20 protein-coding genes and 3 pseudogenes are annotated in these 17,114 nt (G+C 38.0%); all 23 read right to left on the bottom strand.

What is annotated here, in order from left to right:
• Window positions 1-106: 106 nt before the first annotated feature.
• Window positions 107-1,183, bottom strand: a pseudogene (locus tag ABWU50_RS06070) (recombinase family protein); the annotation flags it as partial.
• Between the two features lie 214 nt (window positions 1,184-1,397).
• On the bottom strand, window positions 1,398-3,011 hold the full coding sequence (locus tag ABWU50_RS06065) for a recombinase family protein (RefSeq protein ID WP_353275782.1): 1,614 nt from the start codon (window positions 3,009-3,011) through the stop codon (window positions 1,398-1,400).
• Complete coding sequence (locus ABWU50_RS06060) at window positions 2,920-3,171, bottom strand: hypothetical protein (RefSeq protein WP_353275781.1); 252 nt, start codon at window positions 3,169-3,171, stop codon at window positions 2,920-2,922. Before ABWU50_RS06060 ends, ABWU50_RS06065 begins: the two co-directional genes overlap by 92 nt.
• A gap of 220 nt (window positions 3,172-3,391) precedes the next feature.
• Entirely contained in the window at window positions 3,392-3,955 is a 564-nt protein-coding gene (locus ABWU50_RS06055) for an ankyrin repeat domain-containing protein (RefSeq protein WP_353275780.1), read from the bottom strand.
• A gap of 233 nt (window positions 3,956-4,188) precedes the next feature.
• Window positions 4,189-4,881 (bottom strand): ankyrin repeat domain-containing protein, encoded by a 693-nt coding sequence (locus tag ABWU50_RS06050; RefSeq protein ID WP_353275779.1) that lies wholly within the window; start codon window positions 4,879-4,881, stop codon window positions 4,189-4,191.
• 165 nt (window positions 4,882-5,046) lie between these two features.
• Window positions 5,047-6,207 (bottom strand): phage tail protein, encoded by a 1,161-nt coding sequence (locus ABWU50_RS06045; RefSeq protein ID WP_353275778.1) that lies wholly within the window; start codon window positions 6,205-6,207, stop codon window positions 5,047-5,049.
• Window positions 6,207-6,989, bottom strand: coding sequence for a baseplate J/gp47 family protein (locus tag ABWU50_RS06040; RefSeq protein ID WP_353275777.1), 783 nt, complete (start codon window positions 6,987-6,989; stop codon window positions 6,207-6,209). The genes ABWU50_RS06045 and ABWU50_RS06040 overlap by 1 nt, the downstream gene beginning before the upstream one ends.
• A 2-nt stretch (window positions 6,990-6,991) precedes the next feature.
• Window positions 6,992-7,327, bottom strand: coding sequence for a GPW/gp25 family protein (locus ABWU50_RS06035; protein ID WP_353275776.1), 336 nt, complete (start codon window positions 7,325-7,327; stop codon window positions 6,992-6,994).
• Between the two features lie 2 nt (window positions 7,328-7,329).
• Window positions 7,330-7,584, bottom strand: coding sequence for a PAAR domain-containing protein (locus ABWU50_RS06030; RefSeq protein ID WP_264731107.1), 255 nt, complete (start codon window positions 7,582-7,584; stop codon window positions 7,330-7,332).
• Between the two features lies 1 nt (window position 7,585).
• Window positions 7,586-8,049, bottom strand: a pseudogene (locus ABWU50_RS06025) (phage baseplate assembly protein V).
• Window positions 8,036-8,509: pseudogene (locus tag ABWU50_RS06020) on the bottom strand (hypothetical protein). The pseudogenes ABWU50_RS06025 and ABWU50_RS06020 overlap by 14 nt, the downstream one beginning before the upstream one ends.
• A complete protein-coding gene (locus ABWU50_RS06015; protein WP_353275775.1) occupies window positions 8,509-8,844 on the bottom strand; it encodes a phage tail protein in 336 nt (111 codons plus the stop codon). The pseudogene ABWU50_RS06020 and the gene ABWU50_RS06015 overlap by 1 nt, the downstream one beginning before the upstream one ends.
• A 15-nt stretch (window positions 8,845-8,859) precedes the next feature.
• Window positions 8,860-9,018 carry a hypothetical protein gene (locus tag ABWU50_RS06010; protein WP_353275774.1) on the bottom strand — a complete coding sequence of 53 codons (159 nt, stop codon included), beginning with the start codon at window positions 9,016-9,018 and terminating at the stop codon, window positions 8,860-8,862.
• Window positions 9,019-9,324, bottom strand: a complete 306-nt coding sequence (locus ABWU50_RS06005) for a hypothetical protein (protein ID WP_264731113.1) — start codon at window positions 9,322-9,324, stop codon at window positions 9,019-9,021.
• 102 nt (window positions 9,325-9,426) lie between these two features.
• On the bottom strand, window positions 9,427-10,431 hold the full coding sequence (locus ABWU50_RS06000) for a major capsid protein (RefSeq protein ID WP_353275773.1): 1,005 nt from the start codon (window positions 10,429-10,431) through the stop codon (window positions 9,427-9,429).
• A gap of 72 nt (window positions 10,432-10,503) precedes the next feature.
• Entirely contained in the window at window positions 10,504-10,863 is a 360-nt protein-coding gene (locus tag ABWU50_RS05995) for a head decoration protein (RefSeq protein WP_353275772.1), read from the bottom strand.
• Window positions 10,864-11,042: 179 nt separating this feature from the next.
• Window positions 11,043-12,137 (bottom strand): S49 family peptidase, encoded by a 1,095-nt coding sequence (locus ABWU50_RS05990; RefSeq protein WP_353275771.1) that lies wholly within the window; start codon window positions 12,135-12,137, stop codon window positions 11,043-11,045.
• A 65-nt stretch (window positions 12,138-12,202) separates the two neighbouring features.
• The gene (locus ABWU50_RS05985; RefSeq protein ID WP_353275770.1) at window positions 12,203-13,621 is read right to left on the bottom strand and encodes a phage portal protein; all 1,419 of its coding nucleotides are present in this window, start codon (window positions 13,619-13,621) and stop codon (window positions 12,203-12,205) included.
• Complete coding sequence (locus ABWU50_RS05980) at window positions 13,615-14,307, bottom strand: glycoside hydrolase family 25 protein (protein WP_353275769.1); 693 nt, start codon at window positions 14,305-14,307, stop codon at window positions 13,615-13,617. The genes ABWU50_RS05985 and ABWU50_RS05980 overlap by 7 nt, the downstream gene beginning before the upstream one ends.
• Window positions 14,304-14,528, bottom strand: coding sequence for a gpW family head-tail joining protein (locus ABWU50_RS05975; RefSeq protein ID WP_353275768.1), 225 nt, complete (start codon window positions 14,526-14,528; stop codon window positions 14,304-14,306). The genes ABWU50_RS05980 and ABWU50_RS05975 overlap by 4 nt, the downstream gene beginning before the upstream one ends.
• Window positions 14,528-16,366, bottom strand: coding sequence for a phage terminase large subunit family protein (locus tag ABWU50_RS05970; protein ID WP_353276385.1), 1,839 nt, complete (start codon window positions 16,364-16,366; stop codon window positions 14,528-14,530). The genes ABWU50_RS05975 and ABWU50_RS05970 overlap by 1 nt, the downstream gene beginning before the upstream one ends.
• The gene (locus ABWU50_RS05965; protein ID WP_253308919.1) at window positions 16,363-16,608 is read right to left on the bottom strand and encodes a hypothetical protein; all 246 of its coding nucleotides are present in this window, start codon (window positions 16,606-16,608) and stop codon (window positions 16,363-16,365) included. The genes ABWU50_RS05970 and ABWU50_RS05965 overlap by 4 nt, the downstream gene beginning before the upstream one ends.
• Window positions 16,608-17,108 (bottom strand): hypothetical protein, encoded by a 501-nt coding sequence (locus ABWU50_RS05960; RefSeq protein ID WP_353275767.1) that lies wholly within the window; start codon window positions 17,106-17,108, stop codon window positions 16,608-16,610. The genes ABWU50_RS05965 and ABWU50_RS05960 overlap by 1 nt, the downstream gene beginning before the upstream one ends.
• Window positions 17,109-17,114: the final 6 nt, after the last annotated feature.

The raw sequence follows: 17,114 nt of genomic DNA, 5'->3' as shown, positions 1-17,114 counted from the left end.
TTTGTTGGTATTCATTTATCATCCCTTCCGGCTCATTCAATATGCTTTTTACTTTTTCCCATATAGCCATCTCTAATACATCTGCACGGACCGATTTACTGTTACATGTTCCCCTAACACTACTGCTAAAAGCATATATGGTGCTACAACGATAATAGTAGTTGACCCTTCCTTTTTTTTTACTTCCGCTACGCACACCGCAATAGGCATATCTACAGTGTTGACACACGATTAAACCTTGTAGCAGGTATGTTGCTTTTCTTTTCTGTATCCTCGCTCTTTCTCTATTTTCAGCCAGTTGTTCTTCCACTGCATTAAATAATGCCTCATCTACTATCCTTGGTATTGGAATGTAAATCCAATTCTCTTTGCTTGGATAAGTAAGAGAACGCTTTTGCTGGCTGCCAGCATTTCTTTGTGGTCTTATTCTTGGTTTTGCTGGATTTGACTTTGTTTTACCAAATGCTGCTTGCCCTTTATACGCAGGATTTTTTAATATCTGCTGGATGGTGCTTTGGTTCCACATCTCTCTTCCTTTTTGTGTCCTTACTGACCTTTCTTTTAGCCTACGTATTGTTTCATTAATGCTTACTCTTTCTTCACCTATCCACATGAACAGTTTTTTTACTATTCTCGCCTCTTCTTCATTAATTTCAAATCTCCTTTCTTCACCTGTTGTGCCACTCTTTATGTATCGATAACCATAAGGCGCTACAGCCATTACACTTATACAGCCTTTTCTTGCTGCATGCAGTCTTCCTCGGCGATTCCTCTCCATAATCTTTGCTCGTTCATACTCTGCTATTGCTCCTTGCATTTGTAGTAGTAAATTAGATTCTGGACTATTACCAACCTGATGGTTTAAAAAGATCACCTCTGCTCCTGCTTTTTGAAATTCTTCCAGCAATATCATCTAATGTACGTAATTACGTGATAACCTATCTGGTGAGTGAATATACACTTTATCAATTTTTCCTTCTGCTACTTTATCTCGTAATTCATCTAAACCAGGACGCTCTAATTTTGATCCACTATACCCATTATCTATGAATTTATGCTCATTTAGTAGCTCTTGCTTATCCTCATTAATTCTACGCTCCAACTCAGCTACTTGACTTTCTATTGTTCCTTCTTGTACTTGTCTCTTCGATGAAACTCTTGCATATAAGCTCACTACTTTCATTTGCACCTTTCTTTCCTCCTTTAACTTCTCACACTAAACTCATAACAGCTTTTTACGGTTTGTTGTTCTTACAGTTAGTAGCTCTTCTGTGAAAAACTACCTATTCTAATTCTGTCTTACAATTTTTCCTACAAATGCACCTTTTGTTTTCCCCATCTACTATATCAATTCTTTTTTATTGACCTCGCCTATTTCTATCATAAATTGCTGCACCTTACTCGCTTTTTGGTCGTGCAATTCTTTCTCTGATAGCTTGTATATCTTGATTTTGTTTATTTTGGGTAACAAATTCTTTTATTCGAAATACTATAGTTATATTATCAACGTTAATCTCTATTCTCTCAATTAACTTCCTTACTACACTACGTTTATCTAACCAATCCAATTGATCTAGCTCTAATTTTATCCCAGAACAAAACTCCTTTATGTTACCTATTATATTAGTCAACTCTTCCTGTACCTCTTTCTTATCTTTTATCCTTTTCTTTTCCTCTTCCTTTTCTTTTAATCGCTGTTTCATTCCTTTGATTCTTAACTCGAATTCCTCTTGATTTATATACCCACTTGCATAACTATCAATCAGCCCAGAAATACCTCGTTTTAATTTGCTTTCTTCCCTCTCAAGACCTTCCTCCAATAGCAACTCTTTACTTCCTAGCAGGTGCCGTTGATATTCATTTATCAACCTTTCTGGTTTCTTCAATATACCTTTTACTTTTTTCCATATAGTTGTTTCTAATGCATCTGCTTGCACCGGTCTGTTGCCGCATGCTTCCTTATAACTTGGAGCAATACAACGATAATAATAATAGTAGGTTCCCCTCCTATTTATAACATATGTACCGCAATAAGCATATCTACAGCGTTGACACACAGTTAAACCTTGTAGCAGGCGCGCTGCTCTCCTTTCCTGTCTTTTCACTCTTTCTCTATTTTCAGCCAGTTGCTCTTGTACTGTATTAAACAATTCTTCATCAACTATTCTTGGTACTGCAATATAAATCCAATTCTCTTTATCTTGAGAGTACCTAGAACAACTTTTCTGCCTACCAGCATTCCGTTTTGGCCTTATTTCTGGTTTTACTTGGCCTGCCTTAGTCCTGCCATACACTGCTTGCCCTTTGTATACAGGATTTTTTAATATCTGACTGATGGTGCTTTTGTTCCACCTCTCTTTTCCTGTTTGTGTCCTTATTGACCTTTCTTTTAGTCTACATATTACCTCTATAGTTCTTATTCTTTCTTCCCCTACCCACATGAACAATTCTCTCACTACTTTTGCTTCCTCTTCATTAATTTCAAGTTTCCCTTCTTCACCTATTGTGCCCTTCTTTATGTATCGATAACCATAAGATGCTTTGCCTATTACACTGACACTGCCTCTTCTTGCCGCATGGAGTCTTCCCCGCCGATACCGTTCCATCATCTTCGCTCGTTCATACTCCGCTACTGCTCCCTGCATTTGCAATAGTAAGTTTGACTCCGGACTTTTATCCGTTTTATAGTTTAAAAAGATTACCTCTACTCCTGCTTTTTCAAATTCGTCGAGCAAGATCATTTGATATACAGTTTTTCGTGATAACCTATCTGGTGAATGAATATAAATTTTATCAATTTCTCCTTTTCCTACTTTATCGCGTAACCTATCTAAATCGGGACGCTCTAAATCTGATCCACTATACCCATTGTCTATGAATCTATACTCATTTAGTAGCTTGTGCTCATCTTCACTAATTCTACGCTCCAACTCCGCTATTTGACTCTCTATTGTTCCCTTCTGTGCTTGCTTTTCTGATGATACTCTCGCATATAAACTCACTACTTTCATTTGTTTCTTTCTCTCTATTTTCTTTTTTTCTCTTTATTAATCTCTCTATCAGTTGCCCGTATACATCCGATAAGCGTTTATCTGCTAACTCATCAGGCTCATATCGACAGGTCACAGTTAACGTTCTCTTTCTCATAATTTCTCCTGTAAATGTTTTCATAGTTCAGGAGCCTGACCACTCCCTTTTTCCATAAATCCATTACTCTTGCGAAAAAGACGCAACTGTTAACCTTCGTTTTATTTTACTTTTATGCACAATTTTGGAAACACATAGCGCTATCTTTCATCAATTAAGCACTCTTCCAAATAATTGTCCCTTTTCCCTCAGCTCTGCCAAAGGTTTTCTCTCTAATGACAACACCACCATTTCCCTCCTTTTCTCACTTTTCTTCCATAACCTTCTGCTTCGCCACTAACTCTCTTATTATCTCCTTAGTCTTTGCCATATATGCCAGATCTATTGGTGTATATCCTTTATGATCTCTCGCATTTACATTGCCTCCCGCTTCTAATATTGCTCTCACGTTCCCTATTTCCCTCATAAATACCGCACTATGCAATGGCGTTCTTCCTATGTAGTTCCCAGTATTAACATTTGACCCCGCTTTTATTAACTCCCTTACTGTCTTTTCACAACTCATTAAGCTCGCACTATGTAATGCCGTATATCCTCCATCGTCTATAGCATTTACATTTGCTCCTCCTTCTATCAGTACTTTTACATTTTCTACCTTTCCATAGAATGCCGCTAGGTGTAATGGTCTGTCTCCGTTATTATTTTCTATATTTATTTCTGCTCCTTTTTCTATTAGTAACTTTATTACTTTTTCATCAGAAAGGTATGCTGCTAAATGCAACACAGTGTTACCATCTTCTCCTCTCTCATCTATTTTTCTAAATGAATTCTCCTTTAATTTTTCCAGTCTTTTATTTAAATTGAACATTTTAGTTACCACACTATAAAAACCACAAAATTTTAGTGCTTGGTAAATTTTTTTTGTTTACCTACCACTATTCCAGCTATGCCTGTTTTACCATCAAAAGCAAGTTTTTTTTACAAAATATACACATTTTTTTCGCATATTAATGTGATATATTAAGATGTAAATCTATATATTTAATCCATTAATAATAGCAGGCCTGCCTTACCTTTCATCAAGCTCTTTTATCATAGTGTTCATTTTGCCCACACCCTGCTTATTACGTTGTTAAAATCTTCTATTATTAGCGACTCATCTCTTTTTCTTATTTCTTCTAAACTTACCACCTTCCCTTTTAACTTCGGTAAAAATTTTCTACTCCATACATCTACCATTTCTCCAACTGATTCCACTACTTCATCGCATATTTTTGGTGTATCTCTTACTACACCACCTTGCTTTTCCAGGAATTTCTTCACCTCTTTATTCTTTTCATTGTCCATTAGCCAATACATTGGTGCATTACCAAATTTATCCGGCTGATTAACTGCTGCTCTTGCTTTTACCAGCTCTTTTATTACACTTTCTGCACCTACTATACATGCAAGGTGCAGTGGCGTGTATTTGCTCATTCCTTCAGTAGCATTGACTTCGGCTCCTTCTTCCATCAGCACTTTTACGTTCTCTAGACGTTTCGCAGATACTGCCCAGTGCAATGGTGTAAAACCCCTATTATCTGTCGCATTGACGTTCGCTCCTTTCTTGACTAGAAAACTTACTTTTTTTCTTGTCGACATTCTTGCTGCCTTATGTAGTATCGTTTCCCCTTTTTCATCTTTTTCATTAATATTCTTAAACGAGTTCTCTAATAATTCATAAAATGACTTATTAAAAGCTTCTCTCTTTTCCTTGCTAAACCTCATTTCATACCCCACTATAAAAACATACATAAAGTCGCCAATTTGGCTCACTTCAGTGCAAGATCAATTTCTTATGTTTACCTACACCTACCTAATTTATAGCTGTTTTGGCATGGAAAAGCAACTTCTTTTTTTCAAAAAACACACATTTTTACCGAATGTTAATGTAGTATATGAAGATATAAATATATGTATTTAATTCATTAAGCATATAGGTTGTTTTTCTTCCCAGGACCTGTTCAAATGTCGATGTTCATGCCAAGTTAGTACACCTGGGTAAAATACTAAAATGTAATTTTCTAACTCCTGTATTGCATCCTTTTGCTCTGAATTTAATTCGCTTTCAAAATGAACATAGTGCTTTGCTAAACCAAATCTTATAACTTTTTGATCGGTAGAGTTTTCTACTTTGTAATGATAGGTAACGCTAAACCTTTCTAAAATTGGCTTGTATTTTAAATTCCACACTTGTTCAGATAGCTTATCACTTCCTAGTAAAAACCTTTTTCCCCTCTCTTCTATACTACTTACTGGAAAACATGCGTTTATTTCTCCTAAACTCCAACTGTCCGATAATACTATCTGCGCTTTAGCAAACTTAATCTCAGGTAATAAGCTCTGTGGTAGCGGATATAACGTTTTTAAATTATTCCACTGATGACTTCTTTCATAAATACCGTTATAATTCTTTGTGTGAGGCTCGGTTTCTCCAAGTATTGCTACATCTAGCCTATACAGATCATTACTTAATGCCTGCTCATAATGAATCCGAAAAGTACCAAACTTAAAAGTTGGATTTAAGATTTTTAGCTCAAATGTGTTCTTCCGACCAAATGATAACACTGGTCCATCTTTTTCTATTTTTACCCCTGAATAGTCAGAAAGAAGATCTCCAAATAAACTCTCATCCAATATAAATCTCTGCGCATTATAATAATCGTTAAAAATCCTCACTAGCCGTGATCTTGCAGGTAATGATAGTTTTGCTAGTTCTACTACTGCATCAACAAAGAAGTCTTTCGGAACATCTTTTATCCCTATCTGTAATTCAAAAAAGTGTTCTCCGGGTGGCTCTTCAATAATTGTAATATCTTCTATATTTGCCCATTTTAATGCTATTTTTAGTGACGCTGGTGTTCCTCTTAAACGCTGAAATTCTACCCCTTCTTTTATCGCTCTTCTTTTCTCTTTTGCCCAACGCAGAATCTCTTCTAACCCATATTCCTCTATTATCCACGGCAATACTTTTTCCCCTGGGCTAAATTTAAATCCTTTTACACAGCTTGGGTCTACTTTGTAATCGATTGCATCAATCAGCGCTTTTTCTTGCTTTGCTGCGTTTGGTGGTAATAGCATTAATTCAACTCAACATTTAAACTTTTTAAGAAAGCACACTCATTCCCCAGTACCACAACATCCTCTCTTGGCTCGATTAATTCTACGTTTTCTACCCCATCCACAAACAGGTTGGCTATAATCCATGATTTCGTTACTTTCCATCCTAATCTTTTCGTTGTTTCAAATTTTTCTATAAATTTCTTCTTCACCGTTTCAATAATATCTGGTCTTTTAATGCTAATTTTACTGTGGATATCTATTTCAATAATATTGCAACTTACCACTTCAATTGTATCTGTTAAAATCCTCACATCCTCCCTGTTTAGCTGATTTCTGACAATTTCTAGTAATTCTTCTGGCAGTGTGGATAATTCTGTGGATAAGATTGAAACTTGTACTTTTCCTGGTACAGGTGATTCTACTAATGCATCTTTTACTCTCGTATCTGCTGATAATGCATAATACCGATAATTTCCTCCTGTGCTTGAGCCAACTATTCTTGCCTTGATTCTTTTTCTAAATCGTTCATCCTTTTCCCCGTTCTCCCTTTCCACTCCGTAAAATTCAGCTAAATCATCAAGTTCTTCTCCCCTTGCAAACTTAAGTAAGTTGCCCCTTGCTGCTTCGTTTATTCTTTCTCTGAGCAAAAGTTCTCGCCATGCTGCTACCTCTAAAATCTTTATTGCTGGGTCACTTTCTACTAATGCTGTAAAACTTGAGTCTCGACGTATCAACTCCTCCTTCATACGTGAAAAGATTTCTTCGAAGTTCAGTGGCTCAATAATGTTAGGCTGCTCCATCTTTATACCACAATTCCATCAAAGCGAATCTTTTCCCCCATTGGTAAGTACAATCCTTCTAGGTCAAGCGTTACTTTTCCTTCTTTCACTTCTGTTATTTTTACTTTTTCTAACTTAAATCTCTTTTCCCATTTTTGTAGTGCTTCTGCTATTGCTGCATAAATTTCTAGCGTAAAATCCCTATTGATTGGCTTATCTACTAATTCAAATAATCTTGAACCGTAATCTCTTCTCATGATTCTACTACCAATTGGTGTGGTCAAAATATCAACTATTGACTGTTTCAGGTGCTCTAGTCCTTCCAACTCTTTTCCCGTTTTATTGCTCATCCCACGCATTTTTAGCTCGCAAATACATTTTTGCTAATACTCATTACATGAAAACCACACGATGCCAAGTCTCCTGTTCTTGTTACGCCAATACCATTAACAAATACGCTGTTTGACCCTTGCGTTAGTTTCTCACCTAGAGTTAAGATATCTCCTTTTCGACAAACAGATCTACCGTTTACAAAAACGTCGTTACTACCACTCATACAAACATGAACCGGTATCCCCATGCAATGATCTCCTATACAAACTATAGCTCTTCTCATGTCAATTGAGATCAACTCTCCTTCCCTTAAGTTTTATTCCTTCTTTTGTCATCTCTATACTCGATTTTCCAACTTTTAGCGTTATTTTATCTACTACTTCAATCTCAAGATGATGATTCTCCTTGTCGTACGATAATTTTGTTCCATCTTTAAATACTACACTACTTACTTCTTTTTTACTTTCCGGAGGAGGATACTTTTCCTGATATATTGCCGGTAACACCACCCCTAATGACAACTCTCCATATGGCGATAATACCATCACCTGCTCATCAATATCTGGGGAAAACCAACTTCTATCTTCTCACGCTCTTGTTGTTATCCACGGTAACCAATCGGTCAAAATTCTCCTACTTTTACCCGCACTCTTGCCTTTTCATAGTCTATCTCTTTAACTAGACCTATACGAATAATGTTCGCTAGCCTTCTATTTAGCTCTGCAATCGCAAAATTATGGTCTAACATGTACTTCACCTATCTCTATAATATGCGGCGTAACTCCGCCTGAAAATATTGACTTGCCTACATGGATTTCATGCACCCATTTAACCATTCACACTAGATATGCATCTAATTCTGGCCTAAAATCATCTCCTCCTGCTGATATAAATTCACCTGCTGAAACATTTTCCACGTCCCAAGTATTCTTATTCACTACTCTCGCAACTTCCGCTGCCAGTGACCTTACCACTACCTGAGAATCCTCAACTGTTCCATCAACTACTACTCTTGCCTCAAATCTTGCCCTCAACGCTAATTCCTCTGTTCCCGGATCTTTTCCTGGTTCCAAACTCACAAGCTCTACAAACACTGCTGGCGCTATTATTTCCCGACGTACCGCTCTATACATTTCGCACGTTTGTATTGCTGGGATTTCTTCCCTGAGCTTATTACAGATTGCCTGATGTAAATTTCCCCAGAACATTATTTCATATAACTCATTTGCTGATCAAAATACTTCTCAAATACTCTCTCTACTTCATTATCAACTAACTCTTTCATTATTTCCCGAGCTTGCGTGTTTACTTTAATTTCATCTATTGGTAACGGTGTCATGTACCTTCTTTTGAATATTCCTATATGACCATTTTTCATTGTTGCTATAAATGCTCCTTCATACATACGGCTTCCTACTTTTGCTCCTATCTTTGTCTGCTTTATATTTCCAAGTTTTGCTACTCCTATCCACTGGGAACTAAGCTTTACTACTGACCACAAACGCTTTCTATTTGCTTTATCCACACTTAACTTTTTTCTCATCGCTTTTTTTGGTATTTATTTTTCTTCGCTAACTTGTTTGACAGTTTGTGACCTTACCCACAGCGCTGTTTTGTTTAATGCCCTCACCGTCGCTTTTTCCACTTTTTTCCTTTCAGCATCTATACTTTGTATTACCTTTTCAATACTACCGGTAACTTCAACGTTAATACGCATTTACACCCCTGACGCTTGAATTTTCCAGATTATTCCTGAATTATCCCTAAGCGGCGGTGAGTGTACTCTGTATCTACAACTACCTATGGAAAAAGTATCTCCCACCATTGGCTTTAATACATCAAACACACTTACTTCTAAAGTCAAAATTTCTCCTACAAATTGTCCTTCACCAATTCCATATAATTTATCTGGCTGTTGCTTTAATATCTGCACCATGTACGACTTATCCCTTGACTCATACAACGCTTGCTCTCCTAAATGTGCAAAACAATCTTTCAATAATCTTTTTATTTTTTCTTGCATACTTTACCTTTATGCACTAATCTCTACATGCACGCTAAGAAGGGGCATACTAGTAGAGCACTTTCATGCCTCACCACTTTTGTAGTTGCTCTACCAGTATTGTTATGCTGCAACGACTTTGATTAATATTCCTGGGCGATGGCACATTGGTAAAGGATTTGACTGAGTATGTAAATCGGTCCCTCTATCAAATCTTCTTGGCTCTTGTTTTGCATATAACGGTTGTCCTAGTGTATTTACCGTCTCATTAAAGTCTGCTGGCGCAAAGTAAGTAGTAAATGTGTTGGCTGTACCAAGTGGAAAACAGTGCCCCGTATCTTTTTCTATAAACCTTCTCACATTTCCTTCAGGGTCAGTTGCTTGCCCTCTATACTCCTCAAATGTTATTCCACAGAACGTAAATCCTGATCTCATGTCGTTCCTTAATGCTGCTCCTTCTTGCCATCTCTCGTATGCTTCTTTTACCTTGGTATGAGAAGTTAATGCATCGAAAAACTCAGGACTGACCAGCGCATGAATCCCCGTCATATATTCACCACTTAAGTTATCTTCAACATGGCGCAATACTTCCAGACACTTACGCTTGACATCGGTTGTTGCTGTTCCCAGTGCAAAATTTACTACTTTTGGTGTAATTTCAAATTCGTTATACAGATTTAATAACTCACTGCCATCTGCATCCAAAATTATTCCTTTGAGCGCCCCCATCCGCAAATGCTCTAACGTTATCGCGTGTTTGTTTCTCATCATCTGCAAATGATCCGTTATTACATCTGCCAATGCTTTCAGCTCATTCTCTGACCCAAATGCCCTTATCCCTTGCACTTCCTCTGGTAACACTACATCATCATGGGGAATATGTGGTATCGTAAATGTTCTTATTTTTCGTTTTCCACGTTTTCCCACTGTTGCTGGTGCTCCCGGAACTTGCGTTGGTAATAAACTCAATACCCCGTTTTGCTCTTCTATCGTAATATGTCGAAATCTTACCGATCTACTTGGAAATAAATTTAAATTTTCGACGCGACCATAATTTATCGGCAATATGTTTATTGCTTTAGTTAATTCCGTCATACTAAATGCTGGATTTGTAAATGGATTTTGCATTCTTTCCCCCTTTCCCTTTAATGCTGTGTGTTTTAAGTTGTTTCTATGTAAGTTGCTGAGTCTGGTAGCTCGTTAAACTCCCTTGCGGATGATGATCCCTCGTGTTTCAAGTTGCTTTATTGCTGCAGCTTTCTGCTCTTCGATGATATTTGCTGGCCACATCACTGCATGATCAGCTAGCATTGCTATCCGTGTAATGATTACTGCTTTGGTTGCGTTCACATCACTTATGATTACACCTATTGCTGTTTGCGTCCCATCCGTGGCTGTCGGATTTATTATCTTAATCATGTTATCTTTATCATAGCCAACAACTGTTCCAAGTTTGAGGTTTTGTCCTTTGGCTAAGGTTATTTCCTCTCTTGTATAATCTCTATATACTTCATATTTCAGAAGATCACCTAAATTATTTGTTTCAGTTATACTTGTCATATTTCCCCTTTTTTTCCTTTAGTTTTACCGCCGTGTTTATAGTTGTTATATGCGGCGGTTATAGTTGTGGCGCGCTTTGTTTACCGCGGTGTTTATTATTGCTATACGCCGCGGTTATAATTGCCTGTTCTGGCGGACTTATTTACCGCGGCATTTGTAATTGCTGGTACCTAAATTTCTCAAATGCCAGATTGCGCTCGAGTTCTTGCTACCTGCATCATCAAGTCTTCTGGTGTATTTTGCGGTATTGTACTCAAAATCTCTGTCTTCTTCGTACGCTCTGCTAGTATCGACATTAATATCTCTTGCGCTTGTTTCGCATTTACATTCTGCTCAATAAATTCCCCTATCTTCTCTGGCATCTTTGATAAATTACATAATCGTATTACCTCTAATACTTCCGTGCGGCAGCTCTCGTACCCTAAACATCTTCCTTGCTCAATTAGATCATCAATATCTATTGCTTGTTCTTTTATCTCAGTTTTAGTCATATTATTTCTCCTATAATTATCTATAAATTCAGAAAACGTTGTGATTCCATCCGCAAGTCCAATCTCTATTGCTTTCTCAACAAAATATAGCCCTGCTTCCGTTGATCTGATCTTTTCCGTTGAAAGACCTCTATTTCTTGCTATAAGCTGCAAAAACATTTCATATAGACGATCTACTTCTTTTTGTAAGCTTTCCACACTTTCTGATGTTATTGGCTCATGCGGATTTAAATCGTTCTTTCGACTTCCTGCAAATACTGTGGTATATTTTATCCCTTGTTTTTCATCGAACCCACTTTGATCTATATGACTTGCTATTACTCCTATACTTCCAACTCCTGATGTTCTTGTTACCAATACTTTTTCAGCACTTGACGCTATCGCATACGCCGCAGAATATGCATCGTCATTTGCTATTGCTACGATCTTTTTTAATGCCCTTGCTTCGTAAATAAAGTCAGAAAGGTCGAATAAACCGTTTACTTCCCCTCCGGGGCTGTCTATGTCCAGTAAAATTGTCTCTATACTACTATTTGCTAATGCTTGTTTAATTTGTTCTTCTATTTGCTCATACGATGTCATTCCCAACATGTCATCAAAAGCTCCTGGTTTCTTGGTCAAAATTCTATGTATTGGTATTATTGCTATTTTTTCTACGTTGTTTTCTGCAGTGTGTTTTATGTTTTTAAACGTAGGGTGTTTTCCAGCATGTAATGACAATAATTCAAAACTCCTTTGCTCTATCATCATCGGCTTATTCATCCAATTTATTTGTGTCGTCATATGTTTTTAAAATTTTTTATTTGTGTCTGGGGCAATAAAAACCCATTTGTCATAGAAATAGAATTTTATATCATTTCAGCATTAGAATTCACATCAGAATCAAAATTTAAGCCCAGTTCACTAGCACGTCTTTGATCTTCGGCAATTTCTTGGTCGACTTCTTCTACATCATAACCAAGTTCCGAAACCACCTCTGACCTACTCTTAAACCCATTCCTTACCGCCATTTGCTGTGCTTGCTGGTCTTTTAGCGGATCCACCCAATCAAATCCTTGTGCTATCCATTTTACTTCTTCTTTTCCCCCTTTTTTCGTCCATTCTTTGCCTATATCAAGTTCTCCTGAGAGTAGGGCTAATTCTAACCACCTATCCCATACCGGACGGCAAAATTGAAATACCATTATGTTATGCTGTAACATTCCGCACTTCCGGCGAAACTCTATTAACCCAGCTCGGATTGATGAATAATTGACACCACTTAGATCTCCTGTTAGCTGCTCGTAAGTTATTCCCATGCCTACTGCTATTGCTCTGAGCTGCTGTTTCATGAATGCTTCATAACTTCCTCCAACATCTGATGGTTCCGAGAACTTGATATCTTCCCCTGGATCTAAAAGTTGCATAGTCCCAGGTTCTAAACCTGATAGTGCTACTCCATGCTCATTTGCTTGCGCCTCACCTAAAATATTTGCCTCAGGATCGAGTCTGGTAATAAACCCTGCAAACATCGCTGCAGTCTTTTTTCTCACTAATTCCGCATCGTCATATTGATCAAGTTCATAGAGCTTTAACAGTACACTGGACAACCACGGTACTCCTCGAATCTGCCCAGGTCTTAGTGGTCTATAGATATGTAAAACATCATTTGCTGGTACACGAACTGATTCGCCAAATGATCCTTCTCCAGGGTGTTCTCTAAATAGGTAATATGCTTCCCTCTGCCCAAGCCTATTGAACTCAATCCCGTTTCTAATTACATTACCGTTGGCAAGGGTTTGATTGCTCTTATTGTCTAAATGCTCTGATTCCAGTACTTGCAGTTGCAACGGCACACAAAGACCATCTTCTCGTTTTCTTGTTCGGAGTCTTACAAAACATTCCCCTCCCTCTATCATGCTCCTACAAACCAAAGCTTGTAACCCATAAAAATCACTCACTCCGCTACTGTCTGCTTCATCTGTCCATCTCAGCCATAATTCTTGGATTTTTTTCCTAAACTCTCCATCTTTAGCTTTTGATTGCGGTTTTATCCCTGTTCCAACGCAATTACTCACTATCGTATCGATTATGTTTGCCGCATAGGAGTTCTTTCTTACCATATCACGAGACCGACTGCGTAAGTGTTCAAGGCTTTGGGAAAGTAAGCTATTTATACTTCCTGACTCTGGTTGAAAGTGCAATAATCTCCTTCCTGAACCTGATGCATCCCAGGCTGAGCTCTTGATTTTTGGCTTACTAAATAGTTGTTTTAAGGTCTTTAACATCCTGATAACCAAAAATTCTTTAATTCTTCTATTGTTCCGTTAAACTTATTTCTGTCACATCTTCCTATTCCTTTAACTTCATGTGCCACTTTTCCATCAGTGTACTGCCATAAAACCCACTTATTCCACCCCTTTGGTAACACAGGCTCCTCTCCCCATCTTGCAATCCACAATGGGCACTCCGTCAAAATTGGTGTGACAAAATCTTCTAAAAAATAGGTGCTTCCATAAATCAGTGGTAAACGACCTGTTACTTCGTGAACTCTATCAACAAAATCTTCTGCTTGCTTTGGCGTTATGTTTTTTCCGCTTTGGTTTTCTTCAATATCAAGCGCAAGCAATGCTTGAGAATGATCTCCTACTGTTTCTAAAAAATGGTTAGCTTGATCTTTTCCGTTTTCTCCTACTCCAAAATGATATGAACCCCATAAAAGTCCCTCTTCTTCAGCAGCTTTTCTTCTTTCTACATACGTTGGATCAATATACTTCAGTCCTTGCGTTGCTTTATGAATGACGCCAGCTATACCATCTTCTTTTGCTAATTTGAAATCTACGTTCTTATCCCAATGCGAGAGGTCTACCACTGCATTTATAAACTTTCCTGATGCTATATTACCTGTGGCTATAATATACTTTAAATGCTCTAAAAAGTCCGGATACTCATTTTCCATCATATAACTTCTCATACCACTCCTTTACTAGTTGCAATAACAATCTTTCTCTTCGGCTTCACACCTGCTACTTTCAATTCAGATTTAATTCGTTGTCTTAAATCCAATAGATCTTTTATCTGAACTTCTCCATACCTAACCACATGATCGCCGTACGCAATTGATACTACTCTCTCTCCGCTCTGTAGCTTCTTTATCGCTTCTTCTACTTGAGTTAAATATTCTTGGTTGTACATCAACTTTTCTCACTCAACCATTGACTTCTTCTCACTCTCTTTGACTTTTTAGCTTTTTCTCCTACTAAACTTTCCCATTTACTCTCTGGCCAACGATCAATCCCCAGGGCAATAGACGCTGCTCTTGCGTAAATTCGGCAATCTAGTACTTCATTTCGGTCTCTTATCTTTTGCCATTCTTGCTTGGTATACCCTTTTACTACTTTGGTAATTAGTTGTTCTGCAGTAAGTTGCTTAAAATATTCAGGTGGATACTCTGGAAAATGACAATACCCCGGCGCCCCTTCTATTGAAACATTAAGTAATTGAAAAAGCTCGGACTTTAATATCGATACCCCAACTGGCCACAGCTTCATTCCTCTCTTTAGCTTTTGTCCACTAACTGTTACATCTACTCTACTTGGGCTGCTCAGTGGCACTAGCGCTTTGTTTGCCCCTTTCACTGCCATTACTCTCCCAGAGCCCTGGTGACCTCTTACCCAGTTGTATACCTCTTGTGTTGCATAACCAGCATCAACCGCCATCATACTTATCATGTATTCAAGCCCATTTTCACCGATAAAATGATGATTTAATAACTCCGAAAGTTTTCCCCATACTTCTTCCCCTCCCGGATCTCCTTCAAATACCTGGTAGTCTATTGACCAACTTTCTCGGTTTTTTCCCCATGCTACTACTTCTACTTCTAACCGATCTTTTTGCACATCAACCCCTGCCGTCAACACTATTTTTCCACCTTTTGGCACCATACCTATCGGAAAATTTTCTTGACGCTCAAATAGTTGCTTCCAGTCTGGTACTTCTCCTTTGTCTACCCAGGTTTCTCCGAGTGTTGTATTTATCCAAACTTTCAGTAATTGCTCATTTTCCTTCGCATGCAGATAATCTTCTACTGCTTGTTTCCAACTATACCAGCCAACTGGGCTATACAAGCTTGAAAGGTGGAATCCTATTTTTGTCCCTTCTTTTGCCTCTTTTTTTCCTTCTTTCCCTGTAGCTCTCCATTTTCCACGGGCTAGCATCTCTGTTTTCTGATGATTTTTTATTTCTCCCCTACACTCTATGCAAACGTATTGGGCTGTTGAGGGTTCTTTATCTTCCCACTTTATCTGTGGCCATTTTAGCACCTGATAGTAATTACAATGTGGACAAGGTACAAAAAAGTAACGTTTGTCTGAACTCTCAAATTCCTTCTCTATTCTGCTTATTCCGTGAACTGTTGGTGTCGATACCAAAAAAATCTTTCGACGAGCAAAAGTATTAGTTCGCGCGATACTGAGAAGAACTGGATCTCCTTCTCCTCCTGAATCTCCTGGATATGCATCTACTTCATCTAAAAAAAGATATTTTACCGGCATAGAGCGCAGACCCACTGGACTGTTTGCCCCAGTTACTACTACCGTTCCTCCCGGAAACTCTTTGCTCTGCACAGTATTGCCTGAATCTCTCGACCTTGGGTCTTTTATTTTACTCCTTAAACATGGGGTATCTTCAATGAGCGGCGCAAATCTTCCCTTTGACCAACGCTTGCCCATTTCTACTGTTGGCTGTACTACCAGCATTGGCCCTGGCGTCTGATCAATAATATAACCTATCCAGTTATTCCCTGCTTCTGTTCCTCCAATCTGCGCTCCTTTCATGAATACCACTTTTTCAGCCGGTGAAGACGAAGATAGTGAATCCATTATTTCTCTGAGGTAGGGCGTTCTCTCTGTTCTCCATTTTCCTGGTTCTGATGATGCTATCGTTGAAAGTTGACGATTTCTATCTGCCCACTCTGATACTTTAAGTAGCGGATCTGGCTTTAACCATGTATAAAAGCTACTGCTATACATCACACCATTGCCTGCCAAAATTTTGCTACATTTTCTACTTCCATATCGGTAAAAGTAGAACTTGGTTGTTTACAGTGGACATCTGTTGATTCTTTAGCAAAACAACTTAGAATAATGACTGCAATTATTCCTGCATATGCTGTAGAAATAGAGATGCTTATAGCTATTGAGCCTATTATTATAAGGCGTCTACTAATTTTCTTTAATAATTTTAAATTATTTGAATATAAATTAACAGTAGTCATTAAAATGTATTTTTCGATAATTCTTCGAGTGCATTGGTAATCTCTTCTGTTAACGTTTTATGGATCTTCTCTGTGTCATTTATCGATGCCAGTAATGCTGATACTCTGTCTGGGATATTCAAAAGATTGTTTCTCACTACTCTTGCCACGTTAAATGCTTCAGTCTTTACTTCTTCTACTGAGATAAGTTCACCAATTTCAGCTTTTGCCTTTGCCTCCAACAATTTTCCCCGCTCCATCTCGTTTTTTATCCGGGTTTTAAGCAACATCGTGGAAAGTTCATTATTTCCTCTTTTTTCCCCTTCTTCTCCACCTTTTCTCCTCAGTGGTTGATTTGGATCTCTAATTGCTTCTATTGCTCTATTTGCTTGTTCTCGGTCAATCAAACCATCCTCCAGCTCAACTATTCCTTTCTTTACTAAGTAACAGACGTATTGCTTTGAAACTCCCAGTTCTCTTGCCCATTCCGTCTGCGTGATTTTCGACCCTCCTCTTTCCACTTTTTT

Source organism: Wolbachia endosymbiont (group A) of Pipizella viduata, from assembly GCF_964028555.1.
Taxonomy (GTDB): Bacteria; Pseudomonadota; Alphaproteobacteria; order Rickettsiales; family Anaplasmataceae; genus Wolbachia.
This window is presented reverse-complemented; position numbering and strand designations above follow the sequence as displayed.

Excerpts from the sequence above, each read along its gene's own strand:
- ABWU50_RS06065 (WP_353275782.1), bottom strand. The coding sequence starts at position 3,011 with ATGAAAGTAGTGAGTTTATATGCGAGAGTATCATCAGAAAAGCAAGCA.
- ABWU50_RS06060 (WP_353275781.1), bottom strand. The coding sequence starts at position 3,171 with ATGAAAACATTTACAGGAGAAATTATGAGAAAGAGAACGTTAACTGTG.
- ABWU50_RS06055 (WP_353275780.1), bottom strand. The coding sequence starts at position 3,955 with ATGTTCAATTTAAATAAAAGACTGGAAAAATTAAAGGAGAATTCATTT.
- ABWU50_RS06050 (WP_353275779.1), bottom strand. The coding sequence starts at position 4,881 with ATGTATGTTTTTATAGTGGGGTATGAAATGAGGTTTAGCAAGGAAAAG.
- ABWU50_RS06045 (WP_353275778.1), bottom strand. The coding sequence starts at position 6,207 with ATGCTATTACCACCAAACGCAGCAAAGCAAGAAAAAGCGCTGATTGAT.
- ABWU50_RS06040 (WP_353275777.1), bottom strand. The coding sequence starts at position 6,989 with ATGGAGCAGCCTAACATTATTGAGCCACTGAACTTCGAAGAAATCTTT.
- ABWU50_RS06035 (WP_353275776.1), bottom strand. The coding sequence starts at position 7,327 with ATGCGTGGGATGAGCAATAAAACGGGAAAAGAGTTGGAAGGACTAGAG.
- ABWU50_RS06030 (WP_264731107.1), bottom strand. The coding sequence starts at position 7,584 with ATGAGAAGAGCTATAGTTTGTATAGGAGATCATTGCATGGGGATACCG.
- ABWU50_RS06015 (WP_353275775.1), bottom strand. The coding sequence starts at position 8,844 with ATGAGAAAAAAGTTAAGTGTGGATAAAGCAAATAGAAAGCGTTTGTGG.
- ABWU50_RS06010 (WP_353275774.1), bottom strand. The coding sequence starts at position 9,018 with ATGCGTATTAACGTTGAAGTTACCGGTAGTATTGAAAAGGTAATACAA.
- ABWU50_RS06005 (WP_264731113.1), bottom strand. The coding sequence starts at position 9,324 with ATGCAAGAAAAAATAAAAAGATTATTGAAAGATTGTTTTGCACATTTA.
- ABWU50_RS06000 (WP_353275773.1), bottom strand. The coding sequence starts at position 10,431 with ATGCAAAATCCATTTACAAATCCAGCATTTAGTATGACGGAATTAACT.
- ABWU50_RS05995 (WP_353275772.1), bottom strand. The coding sequence starts at position 10,863 with ATGACAAGTATAACTGAAACAAATAATTTAGGTGATCTTCTGAAATAT.
- ABWU50_RS05990 (WP_353275771.1), bottom strand. The coding sequence starts at position 12,137 with ATGACGACACAAATAAATTGGATGAATAAGCCGATGATGATAGAGCAA.
- ABWU50_RS05985 (WP_353275770.1), bottom strand. The coding sequence starts at position 13,621 with ATGTTAAAGACCTTAAAACAACTATTTAGTAAGCCAAAAATCAAGAGC.
- ABWU50_RS05980 (WP_353275769.1), bottom strand. The coding sequence starts at position 14,307 with ATGAGAAGTTATATGATGGAAAATGAGTATCCGGACTTTTTAGAGCAT.
- ABWU50_RS05975 (WP_353275768.1), bottom strand. The coding sequence starts at position 14,528 with ATGTACAACCAAGAATATTTAACTCAAGTAGAAGAAGCGATAAAGAAG.
- ABWU50_RS05965 (WP_253308919.1), bottom strand. The coding sequence starts at position 16,608 with ATGACTACTGTTAATTTATATTCAAATAATTTAAAATTATTAAAGAAA.